Below are 21,562 nucleotides of genomic sequence, written 5' to 3'. Positions count from 1 at the left end.
TATGAAAAAAATCATCATGACCATAGCTGGTGCAGGCCTCATGGCTGCCAGCGGCATGCTTACATCCTGCGACTTTCTGGACGTGGACAATTATTTCCAAGCTACGTTCAAGGAGGACTCTGTCTTCCACAGCAAGCAGAACGCAGAAGGATATTTGTGGAATACCCCACAAGAATTCCCACACGAAGGAAATATTTGGGGAGGCTCGTGGAATCCTGGCGAGACCGCTTCGGACGAGATAGCCGTGAAATGGCAGACGTCAGAGTTTTGGGGCGCACAGTTCACCGTTGGAAATATCAACGAAACCAACATCCCCAACTGGTACTTGTGGAAAAACATGTACGTCATTGTGCAGCGTTGCAACAAGATGCTCGCCAACGTTGACAAAGTGGCAGATATGAGCGACGGCGATCGACGCGAATACAAAGCCTACGTACACTTCATGCGTGGCTGGGCTTACTACCACTTGTTGATGAACTGGGGACCGCTGCTCATCGTGGGCGACGAGATTATCCCTACCGATAAAGACAGCGAGTACTACAACCGTGAGCGTGCTACGTTTGATGAGTCGATAGACTACATCTGTAACGAGTTTGCCCTCTCATTAAAGGGTATCTCTGAACCGCAAGATCAGTCACTCGCTTATTTCTCACGTCCTACCAAGGGTGCTGCATTGGCATTGATTGCTCGCCTTCGACTCATACAGGCATCGCCTACCTTTAACGGAGGAGATAGCGCACGTCGTTGTTTCAATGGTTGGAAGCGTAAGAGCGATGGTGCTAATTACATCAATCAGGACTATGATCCCAACCGGTGGGCAGTGGCAGCCGCAGCAGCCAAACAAGTGGTAGACATGAACTACTACGAGCTACACACGGTAAAGGCTGATAAGGAATTCCCCTATCCACTTGACAACGTAGACGAATCGTTGCGTAACAAGGAATTTCCAGAGGGTGTGGGAGGTATCGACCCCTACCACTCGTTTGCTGACATGTTCAACGGTGAGGGATTGCCAATGGTGAACCGCGAGTTCATATGGGCTCACGCAGTTTCGGGTAGCGTAATTCAGTACACACAACATTGCTTCCCAGTGGGTGGTGGACTTGGTGGCTGGGGTGGTCTGAGCGTGCCACAACGCGTAATAGACTGCTTCTTAACGGCAGACGGAAAGTTGCCAGCTAACTCCAGCTTGTATGACGCTGATTTTGAGAACACCACAGAGAAGGCACAAAATCTCTCTACTTTCGTACTTAAGTCGGGCATCCCAAATATGTATGCCAACCGCTCGGCACGTTTCTACGCAAGCATTGGTTTCCCTGGACGTGTATGGGAGATGAACTCTGCCAGTGCCGACGGTTCCAAAACCAATAAGCAATTCTGGTACGACAACAGTGACGGAATAGCAGGAAAGGCAGGAGCGCAGAACAATCCTAATGACGTAAACATCACAGGATATACCTCGGTGAAGTATGTACACCCAGACGACTCATGGGCACCCAATACGAATGGAGTGATGAAAACGATGAAGCCATATCCTATCATCCGTTATGCAGAAGTTCTGCTCGAACTGTGTGAGGCGATGAACAACATTGAGGGCAATCCAACGGTGAAGACATGGAACCGCAGTGGAGAGCTGGTAGACGTAAGCATCAGTCGTGATGCAGAATTCATGGCGAAGTATTTCAACATGATACGCTACCGAGTAGGACTCCCCGGTGTAGAAGCCTCTACCCTGAATGACAAGAATGCTTTCGAGAAGGTCATCAGGAACGAGCGACAAGTTGAGTTGTTCAATGAAGGCTACCGCTACTTCGATACTCGTCGTTGGGGAACCTATCTCGACGAAGATGCTAATAGTAGCAACTGGCGAGGATTAGATGTAAGTAAAGATCGCGATGATACCAACTCCAACGGAGGTTTTTGGAACATCGTGCAGATAGACGAGCAGAACTATAGAGACCGTATTGCCAAACCTAAGATGATATTCTTGCCGCTCAACCATTACGAGTTGCTTAAGCTGCCAAAGATGGATCAAAACTGGGGATGGGAAAGATAATCACAAACCATAGACAAACAAAATGATGATGAACAATAAGATTTATAAATTGTTGCTGCTGGCTGTCGGCATCACGCTCTTCTCATGCGAGACATACGACTTCGACCAAGAGCAATACAAGAAAGAAAGCTACTTGCTGCAAAACTCAGACGGTGTGTACGACAGGCAGTGCGTAGACATGGAGGCAGAGACATCCACAAATGGTGCCGTCATCAACTTGGTGGTAGGCATCAGTGGCTCACAGCTACCTTCGGAAAGCGTACCTGTGAGTATCGTACACTCCGACTCGCTGTTCAAAGTGTTCAACAAGTCGAACTATGACATCGACTCCACACGCTTTGCCAAGCTGTTGCCCGAAGAGTGCTATGAAGAACCTGCACTCAATGGTGTGATAAAGGCTGGTGAGTCACAGGTAAAGTTTCCTATCAAGCTCAAGAACCTTGACAAGCTGTCGCCAGATAGCATCTATTTCTTGAACTATAAGCTGGATCCAAAATCCACTACACCGTTCAATAATAAGAAGAAAGAGGTGTTGCTGCGCATTCATTGGAAGAACGAGTTTGCTTCTACCAAAACGCAAATTACATACAACTACAACAGCACCACTGTGGTAAACCTGAGCAACAGTGAGACTGCCCGTCCAACCAATACGCTTAGAGCTTTTCCACTTACGGTGAACTCTGTTCGTATGTTGGCTGGTAATGAGGATTATGGAGACTACAAGAAGGCAGCTCCACAAATCAAGCAGAAGAGTGTGGTCTTTACCGTGGGTAAACAACTGCAAACCGACCCTAAGAAGCGCGAGGCAGTAGTAACTCCCTACGATGCAAATGAAATGGAAGTAGTCATGCTCACCCCCATCGGGGAATACGACAACACTTTCTACCTCAACGAACTCGTTGCACTGGGAGGCGGCAACTCCACCTATTATAAAGAGTTTCGTGTACATTACAAGTATCGCCTACTCAACCCACAGAAAGATGGCACCAACAAGCCAGGTCCTTTCAAGGAAGTGAAGGCAAAGCTTCGCCACCAATATAACCCAAGGGCAGAGCAATTGTAAGAAACCTTAAACATTTAGAAAAATGAAGAAAAATAAGATAATCATTGCTTCGGCAATGCTGGTCGCAACACTTACTGCGACGTTCACAGCCTGCTCGCCCGACTACGAGACGAACTTTGACAAGTCTCTGCTTGAAGTTCCTCACAAGAGCCAGGCACTCATCACCTTCCAGCGTGAAGGTGGTGAGCGGACTATCGATGTGGTAACCAACGTGGCGAAAGAAAACTGGAACGCTGAAGCGAATGCTGACTGGTGTACGGTGGAAAAAGCCAATGACAAGGTACTTGTAAAGGCTGGTACATACGATGGATACCAGCCACGCAAGGCTGTGGTAACCGTAAAGTACGGACACCAAGAGTATAACGTTCAGGTGATACAGGTAGGACACGAAGCCACACTGAATCTCGTTGAAGATGGTGGTTTCATTATGCGAAAGAATGGATTCGTGGCATACGTAGAAGGAAATGAGACTGAGTTTGTTGCTCCCGTTTCCACCAACCTCAACATCGACCATATCCTTGTACCAGACACCACATCATGGGTACACTTCGACGCTAATGAAAAGTTGGAAGAAGATGCACAAGGACGAAAACTCATCAAGCTGCGCCTCGACCCCAATAAGACCAAGGCTGACCGTTACTGCACCATGATCTTGCAATCGTCTCAAAACTGGGATGCTACGCAAGAATTTGTCTTGATACAGAGCCGCGTAGGATACAAGGTAATCCCTTGCTACGGCAATACGAGTTACGAAATCGGCGACTTGGGTGGCAAGATACGCATCCCTTATGTGCAAAACGAGAAAGACGGCAAGTGGACTGTCACTGTGTCCGACAATGCTGCCTCGTGGTTGCATGCAGATAAAAAGCAGCTGAGTAATACCGATGGTGAACTGCTTGGTAAGGTTGATATGAACTTAACTGACCAGCCACGTACGGGTACTATTACCTTGAAGAGCGAAAATAACAACAGGTTATACGTTGTCACTATCAAGCAGAACAAGTTTACACCTGTGCCACCGTTCAATGTTGTCAATGCCAAGACTAAGGCTGAGAAGGGACAGATTACCCTTACTTGGGATCAACCTGAAGTAGTGAACTATACCAAGTTGGTCATCACCATGTACAACGCCAAGGTAGGTAAGACGGTGAAGAAGACCCTCACTGACATGAACAACAACTCCATTACCTTTAAGAATACCTTCAAGTTTGCTGGAGAATATGAGTTCACGATCCTTTCTTATGGTCCTACAGGTTTGGAAACCAAACAGCCTGTGAAGGTGACAGGTACTTCAGACGTATGGTCCGAGCAAGTAAGTGTAACGCTCACCGCTGACATGATAACAGCCAATGCCACACAGGAAGACGATGGACAAGGAATACCTGGATTGATAGATAACAACACCAGTACCTTCTATCATTCGTTCTGGGGCAAGGATGCACCCGATGGAAAGCCACACCGCATACAGATACACCTAAACAAGCCATCTGCTGGCGAGTTCTACTTCGACTACATGGGTCGTGGCAATGGTGACGGTGGTGGTGACGTGAAACGAGCCGAAGTATTTGGAAGTCACTCTGGTGCCGATGCCGATGGTGCATGGACAAGTTTGGGTATCATTACCTACAAACTGCCAGAAGGACGTGGAAAGCAGGGCGTAGCTCAAAATCACATCAAAACTGCCGAGAGCTATGAGTACCTGAGGTTCGTACCTTTGGCACGCCGCAACAAAGATCCTTTAGGACTCACTGGTACCAGCTCAGACTGGTTCAACATGTCTGAACTGCGTCTCTTCGAGGTGCATGATGAGGCATGGGCACAGAAAAACCTTGAAACCATACTTGGAGCAAAAAGATTCTAATATGGAATAGTGCCACAAGCTGGTACTATACCCTTAGCGAAAGACATGCGCTTTCTACATAGTTAGGGCATGTCTTTTTTTTTACAAACATTCTCAACTACATAAGTCAATGAAAACAAGAAAAATAACAAGCTGGCTGTTCATGCTATGTTGCACAATATTTGGCTTCCTGCCAGTTAGTGCCACCAATTATAGCACACCAGCAGACGGAAAGGCATATCGACTGTGGAATACTAACTACGCAGGACACCTGATGTACGAAGACCAGGCGACAAGTCAACTTAAGACTACCGCCACTGAAAACGACAAAGACTTTTACCAAGTGTTTGTGCTGACCAAGAGCGGTGAGGGGTACACCCTGCGCAACGTGGGCTCGGGAGCTTACGTTGGAACCGTGTACGAAAATGAGACCATGTACACCACAGGTAACAACCCCTTTATCTTTAATATAAAAAGAAATACTGCACGTACCGATGTAGAATGCTACAATTTGATGCACTCTACTGGCAGATTCTGTATGCACGAGGCACAGGGACAGCGTGTGGTGCGCTGGTTCCCCACCACCACTTCAGAATCCAACCGCCCTTCAGAGTGGCAGTTCGAGGAGGTGACCCTCACCTCCGAGATGCAGCAACGTTTGAAAGAAAAGCAACAGCTCATACAAGCTGCTTACTACATCATCAACACCCAGCGCAAGCCTGGCACCGAGCTATATATGTACGAGGGGTCCGACCACAAGTTGAATATCCGCAGCACCAAACCCACCCCCACTAAGTTTGACGACGTGTGGGTGATGAGGGTGATAAACGGTCAGTCGGTTTTGCAAAACCTTGGTACGGGACGTTACGTACAGAAACAGTCCACCAAGTACACCAACTATTACACTGGTGCCAATCCTTACGCTTTTTGGTTTAAGCGTTTCGGATTTGTCAACGGCAATACCTATTGGGACATTGCCAATACCAATGACAACAATGAAGGCCTGCATGGCGACGGTGACCTGAGAGTGGTGCCATGGCGCCCCGCAGCTCCTGGTGGGCAAATCACGCCTTCCGAGTGGGTTATTAGAGAAGCAGGTATCAGCAACGAACAGGTAAAGCAACGCCTCACACAACTATCAGGAGCGAAACGCCCCGAAGACGGCAAATACTATCGCATCGTGTGTGTTGATTACAAACGACCGCTCAAGATAGACTATGCAAACGGCACCGTTACCACAGAGAACACTACCATTGCCAATGACTATGCGCAAGTGTGGAAATTGGTTGCTAAAGGCGATCGGTTCGACTTGGTGAATGCCTACACCAATCAAATGATACAGCGACAAAGCGGAGCCTTGAGCCAGCCATATCGTACGGCAGCCCGTTCCAACGGAGGGTTCAAGTTCAATGAGGTGAATGATCCTTTCAATCTGATGTTTACCATGGACGATGTCTTTGGCGTGGGCATTCATTGCGGACAGTCGCAAGGTTATCAGGCTGTGGGCTGGCATACGTCGGCATCCGCCAACAATTGGGTGCTATATGAGATGAAGGTTGACGAGGAAAAATTACGAAAAGCGCAAGAAGAATATCAAGCATTCCACAACCTGAAAGACAATGCTAATGTCCATTGGCAGAAGTTGTCCAAATATTTTGCTGACGCAGCTGCCACGAAAATAGCTCCTGCATATGCTGGTAAATCTAACGAAAACCTAAAGACAGAGATGCAAAACGATGGCATTCCTGTTATTTTGCAGAATGTCGTGCTGAAGATTAAAGACCAGGCATGGACAACCTATGCCAGTGGTAATAACTGGGAAGAGCGTTTCCGCATTGCTTCCTACAAGCCCTACTCCGACAACGACCACTGGGCATGGAAGGTGGGCATGAGTTATAAGTTTGGTAACCTTACCAATCCTACTGGCATTACGGCTTACCCCAAGAATACCCTTTTGTTGTTCGTGGATAGCGACGTGCCAGCCAATGCCACCCTCGAGGCAGAGACGGTGGAGCTGTGCAGTGTAGAGGGCAACCGCATCAAGTTGAAGAAGGGACTTAACGTCATTGCCGTGGAGAAACAGGCCAACCTGTTCATTCGCTACATAGTAAACACCCACAACTCGGGAATGAAACTCGCTCAGTTCCCAGACATCAAAATACACATCGAGGGCGGAAGCGTCAACGGATACTTCGACCTGACCAAGGGTGACGACAACCAAGTATGGAAAGATCTGATAAGCGACGGACTGCTGCAGGCAAAGGCCGTGAACCTGAAGACCAAGAACGTGGTGTTCCATATGAATGCTGCCAAGGTAAAGGCCGCCTGTCCTGGTCCCATGGCCAACCTGCTCAAGATTTGGGACGGAATTGTGCAGATGGAGGTAGACCTCAAAGGACTACAAGCTAAAGTGGCTGACCGATGCAACAACGTGCTCAATGCCACCAGCGTACAAAGCTCGTACATGTACGCCACCACTTTCGGTTCCTACTACGAGGAGGGAACACTGTTGAGTGTTATGAACTACGAGAGCATGCGCTTGGGAGGAAGCATCTGGGGACCCGCACACGAAATGGGACACTGTCATCAAAACCTCATCAACATGCACGGATGCACTGAGGTTTCTAACAACCTGTTCTCCAACGTAGCCGTGTTCAATCAAGGTGTTATGACCTCGCGCGGTAATGGTAGTAGCCAGTTTATTTCCGAACAATACGTAGCGGGTAACCATTTTGCCGACTATAATATTTGGTGCAAGACACAACTATATTTCAAGCTGTGGCTGTATTTCCACGCAGCTGGTAACCAGCCTGATTTCTACCAAAAGCTCTTCCAGCTACTCAACGACGACCCGATGAAGAAGCCCTACGATATCAACGGTCCCGACGAATGGCTCAAGTTTGCGCTCAAGTGCTGTGAGGCAGCCAACGCCGACTTATCTGAGTTGTTCCAAATGTACGGATTCTTCGTCCCAGTACATCAAAAGGTGGTGGGTGACTACAGCGAGAAACGTCTCACTGCCACTCAAGCGCAAATTGACGCAGTATTGGCAAAAATGCACGCCTATCCCAAGAAGTTAGGTAATATTGTGTTCATCGACGATCACATACGACGCTCGCCAGCCACCTATGAAGGTGCACCAGCCGGCACCATGCGTCGCGACTACGACGACTGGGTAGCCATTGGCAAGATGGGTGATCATGGACAGTGGGAAGACTTCAAGCCCAGCGCCCAACAACCTGGTGGCGCACGTCTACTACAGTGCGTGAAGAACAACGATGGCACCATGAGCATAGCCTTTGACCACGTGCTGCCTGGCACCATGGGGTACAAGTTCTACGATACTAAGGGTAACCTATTGTTCATTGCCAACACCGACCGTGTACAACTACCCTCCTCCGTAGTAAACAAGCTGGGAGGAGAACAGCCTGTAATTAAGGCTGCACAAGCCAGCGGACTCGATGCGCTGGTAACAACAGCCATTCCTTCTGGTATTGATGCCATTCGCAACTTGCCAGCCAACGCAATGGTAGACGTGCACACCCTTGACGGCGTATGTGTGGCACGCCACATAACCATAGCTCAGGCCAAGAGTCAGCTACCGAAAGGCGTATATATCATTACGCAGCTCGACACAAAGGTCAGCCACACTGTGCACATGGGCCGATAGTGCTTCATCTGAGGTCATCCGCCACAGACGAACCCTGTAAACAAGTTGGAAAGGAGAGAATGAACTCATAAACGGTTTGTTATTCCCCTTTCCAACTTTTGAAGCTCTTCTCAAAGGAATACATACGGTGGTAATTTTAGAACCAACCACTAACAAATAAAAATGGTGTGTCCAAATGGGCACACCATTTTTAAATGCACAGAACGGTTAATCTACTTTGCTTACGTTCAAACTTGCTTGCATTGCTACTGTTCAATCACAGTGATGCAACTGAAATGAAAGTAGAGTGAGAGTCGTGAACAGTTAGCTTATTATTTCTTCCGTAGCAGATAGCTATCCCATTTTATCTTAACAACTTTCAATAAATACGTTGGTAAGAAACTGAAAAAGAAATATAGATAAGCCTTGAGCGTAGGGTAGCCTAATATCTGTTTGTAGATATTGACATTATATTTTATGAGTGAGGTTTTGTCACTTGAAATAGAGTTTTGGCGTCTTCGATAGTAAGCCAATGGTTGCGTGACAGGGTAACAAAACTTGATATCCCTCAGAATTTTCATAAATAGCCCCCAGTCTTGACGTTTACGGAGGAGCGGCATGAAGTATTTTTTGCCTAATAGTTTTGTATCATAAATAGCTGTGAGGCATCCTATCTTATTGTCGCGTTTGTACATTTGGTAGGTTATTTTGCTTGGAGAACGTACAATGCCAATAATAGAATTGCTCTCATCAACAATATAATAAGAGGTGCTGCAAAGTGCGCATTGTTTTTCTTCCATGTAAGCAATTTGTCGCTCTAATTTGGTGGGATGCCACATGTCGTCACTATCGCAAAATGCAATGTAACGTCCTTGAGCACGAATTATCCCTTCATTTCGAGCTACGGCAGGTCCAGAGTTTTTGTCCAAATAGAATATCTTAATTCTGTTATCTGTTTGCTCTAACTCGTCAAGTACTTTGTGAGTTTCTTCCTGTGTGGAACAGTCGTCAATAATCAGGACCTCTATGTGTCGATAAGTTTGCCGCAGCACACTCTCTACACACGCTCGCAAGTAGCTACCAGCGTTGTAGCAAGGGATGATGACGGAAACTAAATCTTGAGACATGATAATATTTGTATTAATATGTAAAACTATAATCTACATTTTGGGAAAACTTTAAATCAACCAATTGACCCATTTCAATAAGATATTGATTTGTGTAATAATTCATAAAACCACCAAGACTTGTAAACGTTAACTCTCCAAACCAGACTTTGTTTTCTGCTTCATACAAATCAACTCTCACTTGTGGAAAAGGATTTGATAATTTTGCAGCTATTTTAATCATTTCATCAAGGTGTTTAGGTTTTGGAAGTGGCGTAGTTGCAATATGAAAATGTTTCGTACCTCTCATGTTATTTGGTTGGAAAGTCCAAGTTAAATCATAACAACCCAAGCAAGTTGTAGTTTTCTGACGATTGTAGCATACTAAAATAGAATACGGCTTTCCATTAAAACACCATATTTTATAATCGATAAGCGATGAATCTTTCATATGTTTATGGAGTACTTTTTCTGCAATAATTCGTGGTGGAATATTTTTATACTGCGGTTCTGCTGATAATGATCCTATTTTCTTTCGGGAAATCCACTCCTCTAACATAATATAAAGTTTTTGGTATTCTGTCTTTGACAATTCATTTTTAATTATCATCTTATTAGTTCCTTTTCCATCACCATTATTAGCTTTAAGCATGAACTGCTGAGGCAATAAATTAAAATCTATTTCAGAAGGATGTTTCCAAACTCCATATAAAGGGATAAGAATATCTTGCAATCCACAATATTTGACATATTCTCTTACTTTGTATTTGTCAGCCAGATAAGTCCAACAAGATGTATTACTATTAAGCTTTAAATAAAGAATTTTCTCATTTAAACTTTTAGGATTTCTTAAATTCGGAAATTTGCCAAATCGGAATAAATAACGGATATTAGTTACGATTTTAGGATGAGAAGAGGCGATATTTTCAATTAATTTTATCAATGGCGATGATAGACTTTTTATCCGTTCGTTCATATTCAGTTTTTTGATGATGAAATGTGCTATTGCTGTTTTAGATGTATTTTTTTGTTACGATCTTTCGTAAAGAGGCTACAATCCTTGTTAAAAAGAAAAGACTATTATAATTCGTAATATCATTTATATATATTAAGGTGTAAGCAGAAATTTGTTTTAAGGCAAGCTTCAGTCTAAATGTAAAAGGACGGTCAAGGCTTCGTGATGAAGACGTTGCTCGCTTATTAATATAATAAATTGTGTCAGATGATGTTAGTTCTATTTTGTTTATTCGCTTAGAAATTGCAAACATAAAAATAGAATCTTCTCCTAATTCAAACTCTACAGGAAATCTATCCTTTTGAATTGCATTTTGAGGAATCAGTTTCTCACAAGCATTAGACATAAAACCTCTTGCTGAAAAGATAGAAGGATTTGTATTATTTTTGTTTTTACTAAATGTCTTGTTTAAGAAACATGTTTCTTGTTGCTTACTATTCTCATTTATTAATAGGATGTTAGATACGATAATTTTATTTTTGTCTGACTTTTCAGATAAATTACGAAGGAAATTATTCGACACCCAATCATCATCGTCAATAAAAGTGATGTATTCTCCCCGTGCGTTGTCTAAGCCTATGTTGCGGGCATTAGATACGCCTGGAACGTCAGTTTGCAAAAGCAAGGTTTTGATTCCCTGAAACTTTTGTTGCAAAAACAACTTAATGTCAGTATAATAAGGTTCGTTGCATCCATTCAGTACTATAATAACTTCGTAGCGTTGCTTGTCTATGTCTTGTCTGGCGACACTCTCCAAGCATCTGTAAATATAGTTGTCTGGTTTGTAGGAGGGTATGATGACAGAAATTAAATCTGTGTTCATAAGTAGTTTATTTTATAATTCCAATGAGTTGTCTTTATTTGTACACCTCTAAATTTTGTAACTTTATTTTTCTTATTGCAAAGATAAATATATTTTTTGACTAAGGATAGTATTTATTTGATAGTGTTGTACAGATACACGCAGGCTGCTTTCAAATTACACAATGGTTTCTTTGATAGCATCTAAAAAGCCATGACCATATTTCAAGTCGGGTTCAACATAGTTGCCTTCTCCCCATTCGTTCCATGAGCGAAGAAAGAGAATTTGATGTTCCACGTCTTTATTCTTAATAATATTCAATGCATCTTGAATGTGCTTCTTAAAGCCCGTAGGAGTAGCATTGATATATACCCCCTCACTGTTACCAGCTCGTGGAGTTCTGTCCCATTGGGGAAAAATTGAGGGATAGACATTTTGCCAATTATCCTCTGGGGCGAAGAAGTGTTGGGTTATCTTTTCGTAATTAATACAATGTGTAGGCAAGAATGGCAAGTACTGATGTAATAGTTTTTTCACAGCACGCATATATTTTCCCATGTAGAGCATTTCCGCACGTGACTTGCCAAACGAATTAATGCCATTAAACCCTAAGTTGAGTAAATCATTATAGACCCTTTCACTTGATTGCAAATTAGGGGCAACACGCTTTAGGGTGCCGTCTGCATTGCGCTGTAACGTTGATGTAGAGTTGCTCATGGCGATGAAGTAAATACCTTTCAGCCCATTCCCTTTTGCCAAACGTTGCCAAGTCTTTATAAAGTTAGACACATCCTGAAAGTTATAGGGGTCGAAAATGGCAAACAGCGGTTTACCTTCAATGGTTATATAGCGTTTATCCCTAAAAGCAGGTAATACTTCTTGAAAGTGCATGGTGTAATCTTCTTCACCAAGATAACGTTGCTTCACAATCATGCGGTCTTTTCCTCCATTCTCCCACGTTGTCGTTTTCCATGAATGGTTTGCCCATGCCAAGCAAAAGGGGAAGTCGGGCTTTCCGCTTTGCAATACTTCATTGAAAGGACGCTGCAGCAATCTCTTGCCGTTGCCAAACCAGTAGTGCCAATAGCAAAATCCCTCTATACCAACTTTGCGAGCCATTTGCGCTTGTTGTTCTCGCACTTCAGGCAGGCGTAGGTCATAAAAACCTAAATCTGCTGGTATGCGTGGTTGATAATGCCCCTTAAACAGTGGCTTCGCCTTTGCCACGTTCGTCCACTCGGTGAACCCTTTCCCCCAAAACTTGTCATTTTCGGGAATAGGATGAAACTGTGGAAGATAGTATGCTATTACTCTCGCTTTCATTGTTTGTTTATTTTTATCGTTCTTAATTTTGTTGCAATACATACTGAATAGGAATGCCACCTAATTCCGCCGCTATTTGTGAGTATGAGGAATAATAACTCCCTAAGATCTTAGAAGTTTTGCTCAGTGCGAAAAGTTCTGAAACAGCCATTTTCATGCCTGACAAGGAAGAACGAGACAATTCTATGTTTGAAAATAACACCTTATGAGAAAACTTGTTTCGCATGAACTCTTTTACTTCGTTGTCGTCCGAAGCGATGTAAAAAGTTGCTTTCGCATCTTTCTCAATTTCTCTTTCCATAAATTCGACAAAACTACTTATTGGTGATTCTTGTATAGACATTGTGTTATCTGTTCGTCTAATATGAATACCAATGGTGTGGTTTGTAAATTGTCTTGTCATTTCGTCAATCATACTTTGTATTTCGGGTGTTGGTATGAAAATCTGTCGTAATGGATACATTTCAGACATGTCAAAACAAGAGATAAGCAGCAAATCTCCTCGTTTGTTTTTTATCTTGCTGAAAATGTTTTCCTCATTTCGTACGCTGATGTTGTACAAGACCTGCGTATAGTTCATGAGAAATATTCTCCGCAGCAGATAATCTTTCCTGTAATTAATGCAGTACTTCCATTTTTGGGTATCTTCAACGAAAGTTTTTTCAACAGGTATGGGCTGAAACAAATCGGAGAATTTTGCATTTAGCCCTTCATATTGATTCCAAAATATGCGTAAGGGTAGATTTAGCTTCTTTGCTATGTGTACGGCAGACGCGATAGAGCGCATCCGATTGCATAGCCCTGCTGTTGGAATAAGATGTACTTGGTTCATTTTATTTTGTTTTGCTTATTTTTATTATTCTTGCAGGTATTCCTGCTGCTATTGCATAACTTGGAATATTATGAGTAACCACACTATTGGCACCAATTACCACACAATCGCCAATTGTAACGTTGGACATTATGCATACATTGTTACCCAGCCATACATTATTACCAATTTTAACGTGTCCTTTACTAAAAATGGGGCGTTCTACTGGAGGAATATTTAATGTTTTACTATCCGTGTCTCCATGGGAATTGTCTGTAATTAAAATATTCGTCCCAGTTAGGAGATTATCTCCGATTATGATACTATTCGCAGCGGTAATGTGGGCTCCCCTGCGTATCAGGCATCTATTGCCTATATATATTTTCCCTCCCCATGATGTTAGTTGAAGGTCTTTTTCGAGAGTTGTATTATCTCCTATCTCTATATTTTTGCAACCATATAAAACTAAGGGTTTATAAGAAATGACGGAGTTTCCTATTTTTTTGAATTTATGTCTAATATAACCTGTGTATATTCTGTTGAGAATGGATGACGCATTTTTAAAACTTATTGCAAAAGATATGTGTGATAGAAGTTGTCCTATCGTATCTAAAACTTTAATAATTGTTCTTTTCATTTGTTTCATTTAATAATTATACTTTCCAAAATAAAGTAAGTCCGATTTCTGGAAGTGAATAGTTTAAATACAACAAACCGATTAAGGCAGTAATACTGACAGCAACCCATTTTGGGCGTATGGTGTAATAAATGTTGGCGAATAAAATAATACTAACGGTTTTATACAACATACTGACCCTTTGTCCAAAGACAGGAAGGAATGAAAATGCCGCAAAAAAGAAGAAACCTAAAGAAAAAACTTTTACCAATAGTGGTAGATATTTGTTGTGCTTACTTATCGTATCGTAAAAGTATAAAATGTATAAATAAAGAAATAAGCCAAACAAATAAATTGGTCCCAACGGGTTTATTGAGGCTGAAATCTTTCCCGTTTCCGTCCCCTTTTGGTATAATGCTAATTTGTTACCTATATATGGCAAATCTGTACCAAAATTAACAAGAAAAGACTGCCCGATGATGAACAAAAGGTACGAGGCAAAAACAACGGCAAGCCATTTCGTTCTTTGTTTCTTGTTCATCTCTCTATTGGATAAGAATAAAATGGGTAGAAGAATAAGGGCTGAATAATGAAAGAAAAGACCAACCAACAAGATGATAGCGGCAGCTTTTCTATTTCCTTCTCCTATTTTCGTCAGTGCCACAAGTAAAAGCCCTGACAACACGCCAGTTCTTATTTGCATACACTCATGCATGATATAATAATCACTTATATAGAGAGCCAAAAAAAGAAACCAAGTGGAAGAGTATTTCCTGAACGCATATATTTTTATTCCTACTCCTAAAAGCGCATAGAATAAAAATAGCACATGGACATCGTTGGTAAAAAAGTTGATGATTTGTGAAAAAAGGATGTATGAGTATTCTACGTTATCAGAAGCATTAGGAGAGGTGTAATTCAGAAATGTATTTTCATAATTAAGAGAATCGGCATCTATACCCACCGGTCTTAATCCTGCGACGAGTACTAATAAAAAGCCTAAACTTATATAAATTACGGTTCTATATTGCTTTATTCGTTCTTCGAATAAAGCAAAGAAACAACAAATCACATATATGACAATGACAATATAAGCCATTTCTACTTTGATTTATATTTAAGAATCAGCCGAGCAAGATGTTGCTTCTCCTCATTGTTTAATCCGAAAGAATACAACAGTAAACCGACAACCATAATAGAGCCTAAGCTGACAAGGCATAATCTAAGAAAAGGCTGTTCGACTGTTTGATGAACGCATAAAGCTGTTACATAACTTCCTGTTGTAATGAGACAAGCGGGAATGAGAAACGAACACAAATAAGATGATAGCTCAAATGCGTGGTATACTGTTTTAAGAATCCATAAACGCAAAGCATGACCAACGATGCTGAGGATTGCTAATGCTACGAAAAGCATGTATGGAGCGGCACCCATTTTATAAGATAACCATGATAGGGGTAAGCATAACAACATCGTGCTTTCTACGATGATACAGTATTGCTTAATATTCCCCGTTGCATGCACAATAGCCGTAATGGGATTATGAAGAGACAGGCATACCGTATAAACAAGGTAAAGCCGTGCGAAGAGTACGGTGTTCGGGGTTACGGCTTGTTGTCCTAACCAAAAGGTAAGTAATGTTTGCATTTCAAAAAATACAGGTATGGCTACAAGCAATAACAGGTAGTAAATAACCTTGTTGCTTAATGAAAATATCTTATCTAAGTATTGTGTGTTACCCTCCGCATACGATTTTATCATCACGGGGCGGAATGCTACGAACACCGTGGCAATCAACATGTTCAACGCATTGTATATTTGGTTGGCTATGGCATAATCGGAGTTGACACGAGGAGAGAAAAACGTGTTGAGTAAGATTGCGCTACCTTGTATAACCGCCACGCCAGCTATGGTGCTAAAGAGTGTCCACCCAGAGAAAACAGCGAACTCACGGTAGATGTTTTTTTCTTTAACAAGCACATACCAGCAGTTTTTATATCTTTTGAGGGAGAAGAAAAGGTATTGAAGTAGCGAGAGAAAGGTAATGACAGACAAGCCGATGCCATACATCTGTAAATGGTCGGCCATCATTTTTCCTACAAATATGGCAAGAAGCAGTTTTAACACGCATTCTATCATGGATATAAACGCATAAATCCACATATCTTCTTGGGCATACACTAAACCCATGAAAGGAATCTGCGCAAAACTGAGTACAAAGGAGAGAATGGAAAAATGAAAAACCCACAAGGCAGCATTTAGTCGATGTGTAGGTATGGTCATTTGCGTGGAGATGAAATGAGGTCCCACAAGTTCTAAAACAACAATGATGAGGACGGAAAGAATCAGCACAAGGTTTAACGAAACAGAAAATATTTTAGCAACCTTATCCTCTCTTCTCTCACCCAGTGCGTATGAGTAAAACCGCTGTGTGGTCATGGCTAACACTCCGCTGACGCTTGCTCCTAAAAGCACAATGCCTGCCACAGCATTGAAAATACCATAGTCTACAACCCCCAAACTTTTCAAGACCCACCTTATGGCGTAAAGATTAATGAGGGAGATGATGAGCATACGAATAAAAAGAATAACGCTGTTGTACGCAATTCTTTTAGTCTTTGTCTGGTTGCTCATCAAACAATCCATTTTCATGTTTATTCTTCTATGAATATCATACTGCGCAAAGCGTACAATGTGATAACAACAAAAGCTAAAAACGTCATTCCTAAAACAAAGAGCATGCGTTTAGGTCCTGTTGGCTTTAGCGGTACAGAAGCATTTTGGAGCGTCGTGAAAGCTGGTGTTTGTTCCATGACTTTAGCTCTTGCAACTTCTAATTTGTTTTGCAGTGCAGTGTAATTGTTGTAATATAATTGCATTTCGTTTTCAAGATCGTTTTGTTTGAGACGAAAACTCTCTAATACAACATCTTGATTGGCATCTGAATAAGCTCCGTACTGACGTCTCTTTTGTTCATACTTACTTTTAACGTCTTCTACTAATTGTTTGATATGGTTATAATCGTTGATAGCTTTTTTTGTTCGATAGGCTGTGATGAAATTTTGTAAATGCACTCTTACAGTATCTGCAATCGTAGCGGCAATTAGTGGGTCTTGGTCTTCCACTGTTATGGAAATCACATAATTTTTTTTGTCAACACTGCATTTTATTTTTCCAGAGATAGCTTTTGCTACCATATCTTCTTTTTTAGTTAGCATGAAAGGATTTACTTTCTGTGATTTATTGACAGATGCTTCGTTCTTTGAAAACATGCTTTTTAATCCATATAAAGCTTTGTTCCACCATGCACTTTTTTGATATTTAGACAAATAATTAAAATATGTGGTTTTAAGATTCCCTTCTTTGGTAACTACTTTAATGTTAAAGAGATTGACAATAAAATCATTAGAGCTTATTACGTCTGGATAAAGTTCAGGAAATATAGCATCTCCGTTTTTCGCTGATCCCCCTATATCAAAACCGAATGAAGATGCGAGATCAGATAATGAGTTAGAATTTAGGCTTGATAATTCAGGAGCAAGTTTGACAGTTGAGTTGTAATAGCGTGGAACACAAATAATTAGCAAGAAAGACAGAACAAAGACGATAGGTAGTGTAACGATGTACTCTTTTTTGTACGGTCTTATCTGTTTTATAATCTTGTTAAAGTCAATTTGTTTTATATTTTCATTGTTGCCTGTCATATCTCTATTTTATTTTGTTTATCTAATCTCACTTCACCATATTTGCAATTGTTGCTATCATGGCAGCAATGCTGGTGATGCCACTACCAAGGCTCATTGTTTCAGCAATGCTCATCTTTCGAGATAGCTTGCTGGGAACTACAATTTCGCAACCTGGTTCTATTTTTGCTCCTTGTGAAACCTTGTTTACCATACCGTTCATGTAGATGATATAAGCGTTGCTTTTACGAGCATTTTGGGCAAATCCTCCTGCTGCATTGATATAGTACTTGGCTTTCTTTCCTTTTTGGTAGGCTACTGTGTTAGGATACATCACAGCACCATTTATCTTCACCGTCGCACTGTATTGGGGAAGAATCAATCGGTCACCCTCTCGCAGTACAATATTAGCATCGCTGTTGGGATTAGCAATAGCCTTATCTAATTCAATGCCCACAGGGAACGAGCGTGGAATCTCAAACTTCCTAAGCTGAGTGTTGGAGGAGTTTTGCCCTAATTGTTGGATTCCTGCTGGATTATTGTTGTTTGCTGCCATTTGTAACAGCTGGCGTTGTAGCTCTTCTTCCTGCATCTTCAAGGCTGTCTCCATTCTGGAGCGTTCCATATCGTTGGGTATTCTTTCCAGTCGTGCGCCTCTGACGTATGCCAAATCGGTTACACCGCCTGCTGCTTCCAGCAAATCGGTGAGTCGCATGTTACGTTTGTTCAGGGTGTAGACGCCATTAAACATCACTTCCCCTTCTACACTTACGTTCTTCTGGTCACTATAACCCGGACTCTTACGAACATAAACCTCATCATAGGGTTGTAAAACAAAACCAGGTTCACCGTCAATCACAAATCCATCCTTCAGAGCAAAGGTATATGTCTTGGCAATGAGCGAGTCGGTGGTAAGTGCTTTGGGGTTGATGATGCGACGTGCTACGTCCACTTTCACGGTAGATGCCGTTTCTTTTAGACCTCCTGCTTGCAACACGAAATCCTCTAACGTCTCGTTATCGGCATAGTTGTAGATGCCAGGATATTGCACTTCGCCATGAATGGTGATGGTGCGCTGGTTCATTTGTTCTTCTTTCGTGGGAATAAACAGCACGTCATTCTCCTGAAGGGGCACATCGGCTGTGGTGCCGTTCATGATACCTGCCACGTCTACCGACAGCACTTTTAGTGTGCGATCTGTTTTCAAACGGTGGATAATGGCACGGTTGGTGAAGGCTTCTTCCTTCAGTCCTTCGGCATGTTGTATCAGTGTACGTACGCTGTTGATGTCGTTACTCAATTGATACATGCCAGGGCGGAATACTGCTCCTTTGATTTCTACCGTGTTACTGTAACGCTGAATGATAGAATCTACCGATACCGAGTCACCGTCTGCCACATGAAATGAGTTCATGTCAAACTCTGCCACATTGAAAACAGCGTATTCACGTCCCGTCTTTCGCAACACACGTACCGCCTTTTTGTAGGCGTCTCCAGTAAATCCTCCTGCATATTTCAATAGCGTACCCATGCTTTCGTTGCTCTTCATTTCATAGAACATGGGGCGTTTCACCTTACCTGTGATGTTCACCAAACAGTCGTAGGGTCCCACATAGATTACATCACCATCTGCCAAACGTACGTTGCCTCTCATTTTGCCGTTCAAGATATAGTCGTAAACATCGGCAGTAGACACCAACTTGTTATTGCGATAGATTTTGATGTTACGTAGGGTTCCTAAATTATTGGTTCCTCCAGCCATGTACAGCGCATGAAAAACCGAAGCAAAGGCTGAAACGGTATAAGTTCCTGGTGTCATTACCTCGCCCATGACATTGATAGTAATGGTACGACTCTGTCCTAATGTCAGACGCACCTTGCTACTACTGTATCGTGCACCGAGTTGTGTACGCAGGCGTTGGTTGGCTTGTGCAATGGTCAGTCCGCTGACCTGAACAGGTCCATAGCCCTCAATGTTCACATCGCCATCTGGCGATACCGTGCTTTGTATAGATTTTTGGGATGCCCCATAGATGTCAATATAAACAGCATCGCCTGGACCTAACCGGTAGTTTTGCGGTGTAGCGATGTTCATGCTGGGTTCAAAGGTCAACTCTTCGTTGTTGAAGATGTCACGACCAAAAACTTTGCGCCTCTCTTCTTCACGCTTTTTCAAAATCTGTTTGAGCCATTCAATGGAGTCGGTTGGTGTGATATACTGCAATTCATTCTGCATCCGCAGAAAATCTTCGCTATTTTCGTCATACTCTGCTTTCCATGATGGTTGTCCTTGAATGCGTTGAACAGACTGTTGCTCTCTATTGTCTGTTTTATTCTTGATCGTATTAAATCGTTTTGCTGCTTGATGTGAGTTGCCATTGGCTTCTCGCATCCTGCTCTCTGCCCGAGCAACAGTTTGGTCAGCCACATTGCCCAGTCCGCTTTGCTTGCGCTGTCGTTCATATTTGTCCCTCACCCTTCGTATCTGCTGTATGTTCACACCTTTCTGCATCAGCTTGGTAACGATTTGTGCTTGTGATGTGCCAGCGGCATTTTCCTTTAAGACAAACTCAAGAATTTGCTCATCTGTCATACTCGACTGGGCGTGAGTAGCAATTGGACAGAGTGCTAAAAAGAGGATATAGATAACGATTCTTTTCATATCAAGAATGGTGTTACTTTTTCTTATCATCATGTTCAAAGTTATAAAAATATCATTTGGACAAACTTGTCAATTATTCTGCAAAGCGGGAAGGAGGGTTCAGGTCTATTCTATCTTAAAAAACTTTCTCTTTCATCCGCCGTTTATATTATTAACTCTTTTTTTACTTAAATGTTGCAAAGGTAACAATATTTATTGAAGAGACTGCGTAAGATGTGCACTAACTCTCAACTTTTCCCTCTTTTTTGCGTCTAAAAAACGCTGAATATAGTTTTAACGACCCCAAATAATAGGCATATCCGCTGAAAAAAGGAAGAATGCGTCATGCATTGAAAGATGATGCTTGCAAATCAATGGTTTTGCTTTTAACTTTGTATCTCATAGGATGAAAAGTGAAAAATAGTTTGTTTTGCGAGATAAAATAGTCTGTTTTATACTCCAAAATAGTCTGTTTTCTACTGTTATCATCATGTATCAACCACTTAAAACCATGAAACCATGTCAATATTGATTAGACTAATGCAGTCAAAATTCAAAAACAAAGTGCAGCAAAGTAAATGGTATGCCAAGGTCGTGTCAACAGGTGAAATTCACACGGACGAATTGGCAACCATCATTGAATCGAACACTACCTTCAAAAAAGGCGAAGTACAGGGCTTGATTACCGAGTTGGTGGACGAGCTAAAACAGCAACTGTCTGATGGAAAGACGGTGGTGTTAGATGGCTTCGGTCGTTTTCATCTGACGGTAGAAAGCGATTTGGTAGCCCAACAAACCGACTTCAATATCCATCAGCATATTCGTCGCATTAAATGTAAATTTTTACCAGCCGGCAATAGACTGGCACATACGGGTATTATTCAGCAAAATTTCAGTAAAGATGTGGAGGTGGAATGGATTCCGGGAAAAGCCAAAAGGCACTCATAGAGCGTGCCT

Annotated in this window: 15 protein-coding genes; 5 read left to right on the top strand and 10 right to left on the bottom strand. The window is 42.3% G+C overall.

Going from position 1 to position 21,562, the window contains the following annotated elements:
- Nucleotide 1: 1 nt before the first annotated feature.
- From DEM91_RS04925 to DEM91_RS04910, 4 genes are all read left to right on the top strand, one after another.
- Entirely contained in the window at nucleotides 2–2,056 is a 2,055-nt protein-coding gene (locus tag DEM91_RS04925; RefSeq protein WP_249858161.1) for a RagB/SusD family nutrient uptake outer membrane protein, read from the top strand.
- Between the two features lie 28 nt (nucleotides 2,057–2,084).
- Nucleotides 2,085–3,119, top strand: coding sequence for a BT_3044 domain-containing protein (locus DEM91_RS04920; protein ID WP_249858160.1), 1,035 nt, complete (start codon nucleotides 2,085–2,087; stop codon nucleotides 3,117–3,119).
- A gap of 22 nt (nucleotides 3,120–3,141) precedes the next feature.
- The gene (locus tag DEM91_RS04915; protein WP_249858159.1) at nucleotides 3,142–4,980 is read left to right on the top strand and encodes a BACON domain-containing protein; all 1,839 of its coding nucleotides are present in this window, start codon (nucleotides 3,142–3,144) and stop codon (nucleotides 4,978–4,980) included.
- Nucleotides 4,981–5,089: 109 nt separating this feature from the next.
- Nucleotides 5,090–8,629: a M60 family metallopeptidase gene (locus tag DEM91_RS04910; RefSeq protein ID WP_195252201.1), complete on the top strand. Its 3,540-nt coding sequence runs from the start codon at nucleotides 5,090–5,092 to the stop codon at nucleotides 8,627–8,629.
- Between the two features lie 311 nt (nucleotides 8,630–8,940).
- Here DEM91_RS04910 and DEM91_RS04905 read toward each other — a convergent pair whose 3' ends face one another.
- The 10 genes from DEM91_RS04905 to DEM91_RS04860 all read right to left on the bottom strand — a co-directional run bounded on the left by DEM91_RS04905 (nucleotide 8,941) and on the right by DEM91_RS04860 (nucleotide 20,626).
- Nucleotides 8,941–9,735, bottom strand: coding sequence for a glycosyltransferase family 2 protein (locus tag DEM91_RS04905; protein WP_229039091.1), 795 nt, complete (start codon nucleotides 9,733–9,735; stop codon nucleotides 8,941–8,943).
- Between the two features lie 13 nt (nucleotides 9,736–9,748).
- Nucleotides 9,749–10,690 carry an ATP-grasp fold amidoligase family protein gene (locus DEM91_RS04900; RefSeq protein ID WP_195252202.1) on the bottom strand — a complete coding sequence of 314 codons (942 nt, stop codon included), beginning with the start codon at nucleotides 10,688–10,690 and terminating at the stop codon, nucleotides 9,749–9,751.
- A gap of 37 nt (nucleotides 10,691–10,727) precedes the next feature.
- Nucleotides 10,728–11,552, bottom strand: coding sequence for a glycosyltransferase (locus tag DEM91_RS04895; protein ID WP_195252203.1), 825 nt, complete (start codon nucleotides 11,550–11,552; stop codon nucleotides 10,728–10,730).
- A gap of 156 nt (nucleotides 11,553–11,708) precedes the next feature.
- Complete coding sequence (locus tag DEM91_RS04890) at nucleotides 11,709–12,854, bottom strand: glycoside hydrolase family 99-like domain-containing protein (RefSeq protein ID WP_195252204.1); 1,146 nt, start codon at nucleotides 12,852–12,854, stop codon at nucleotides 11,709–11,711.
- Nucleotides 12,855–12,876: 22 nt separating this feature from the next.
- Nucleotides 12,877–13,686 (bottom strand): hypothetical protein, encoded by an 810-nt coding sequence (locus tag DEM91_RS04885; RefSeq protein WP_195252205.1) that lies wholly within the window; start codon nucleotides 13,684–13,686, stop codon nucleotides 12,877–12,879.
- A gap of 1 nt (nucleotide 13,687) precedes the next feature.
- Nucleotides 13,688–14,302, bottom strand: a complete 615-nt coding sequence (locus DEM91_RS04880) for an acyltransferase (protein ID WP_195252206.1) — start codon at nucleotides 14,300–14,302, stop codon at nucleotides 13,688–13,690.
- A 16-nt stretch (nucleotides 14,303–14,318) separates the two neighbouring features.
- On the bottom strand, nucleotides 14,319–15,380 hold the full coding sequence (locus tag DEM91_RS04875; protein WP_195252207.1) for an EpsG family protein: 1,062 nt from the start codon (nucleotides 15,378–15,380) through the stop codon (nucleotides 14,319–14,321).
- Nucleotides 15,381–15,382: 2 nt separating this feature from the next.
- Nucleotides 15,383–16,933 carry a lipopolysaccharide biosynthesis protein gene (locus DEM91_RS04870; RefSeq protein ID WP_195252208.1) on the bottom strand — a complete coding sequence of 517 codons (1,551 nt, stop codon included), beginning with the start codon at nucleotides 16,931–16,933 and terminating at the stop codon, nucleotides 15,383–15,385.
- A 2-nt stretch (nucleotides 16,934–16,935) separates the two neighbouring features.
- Nucleotides 16,936–17,985 carry a chain-length determining protein gene (locus DEM91_RS04865; RefSeq protein ID WP_229039093.1) on the bottom strand — a complete coding sequence of 350 codons (1,050 nt, stop codon included), beginning with the start codon at nucleotides 17,983–17,985 and terminating at the stop codon, nucleotides 16,936–16,938.
- A 28-nt stretch (nucleotides 17,986–18,013) separates the two neighbouring features.
- Entirely contained in the window at nucleotides 18,014–20,626 is a 2,613-nt protein-coding gene (locus tag DEM91_RS04860; protein WP_249858171.1) for an SLBB domain-containing protein, read from the bottom strand.
- Nucleotides 20,627–21,124: 498 nt separating this feature from the next.
- Here DEM91_RS04860 and DEM91_RS04855 point away from each other — a divergent pair, with 498 nt between their 5' ends.
- Nucleotides 21,125–21,553 carry an HU family DNA-binding protein gene (locus tag DEM91_RS04855; protein ID WP_249858158.1) on the top strand — a complete coding sequence of 143 codons (429 nt, stop codon included), beginning with the start codon at nucleotides 21,125–21,127 and terminating at the stop codon, nucleotides 21,551–21,553.
- The last annotated feature ends 9 nt before the right edge of the window (nucleotides 21,554–21,562 follow it).

Origin of the sequence: Prevotella sp. TCVGH (assembly GCF_023522295.1) — a bacterium.
In the GTDB taxonomy this organism is placed as follows: domain Bacteria; phylum Bacteroidota; class Bacteroidia; order Bacteroidales; family Bacteroidaceae; genus Prevotella; species Prevotella timonensis.
Note: the sequence above shows the minus strand (reverse complement) of the source record. Positions and strands in the feature narration are given on the sequence as shown.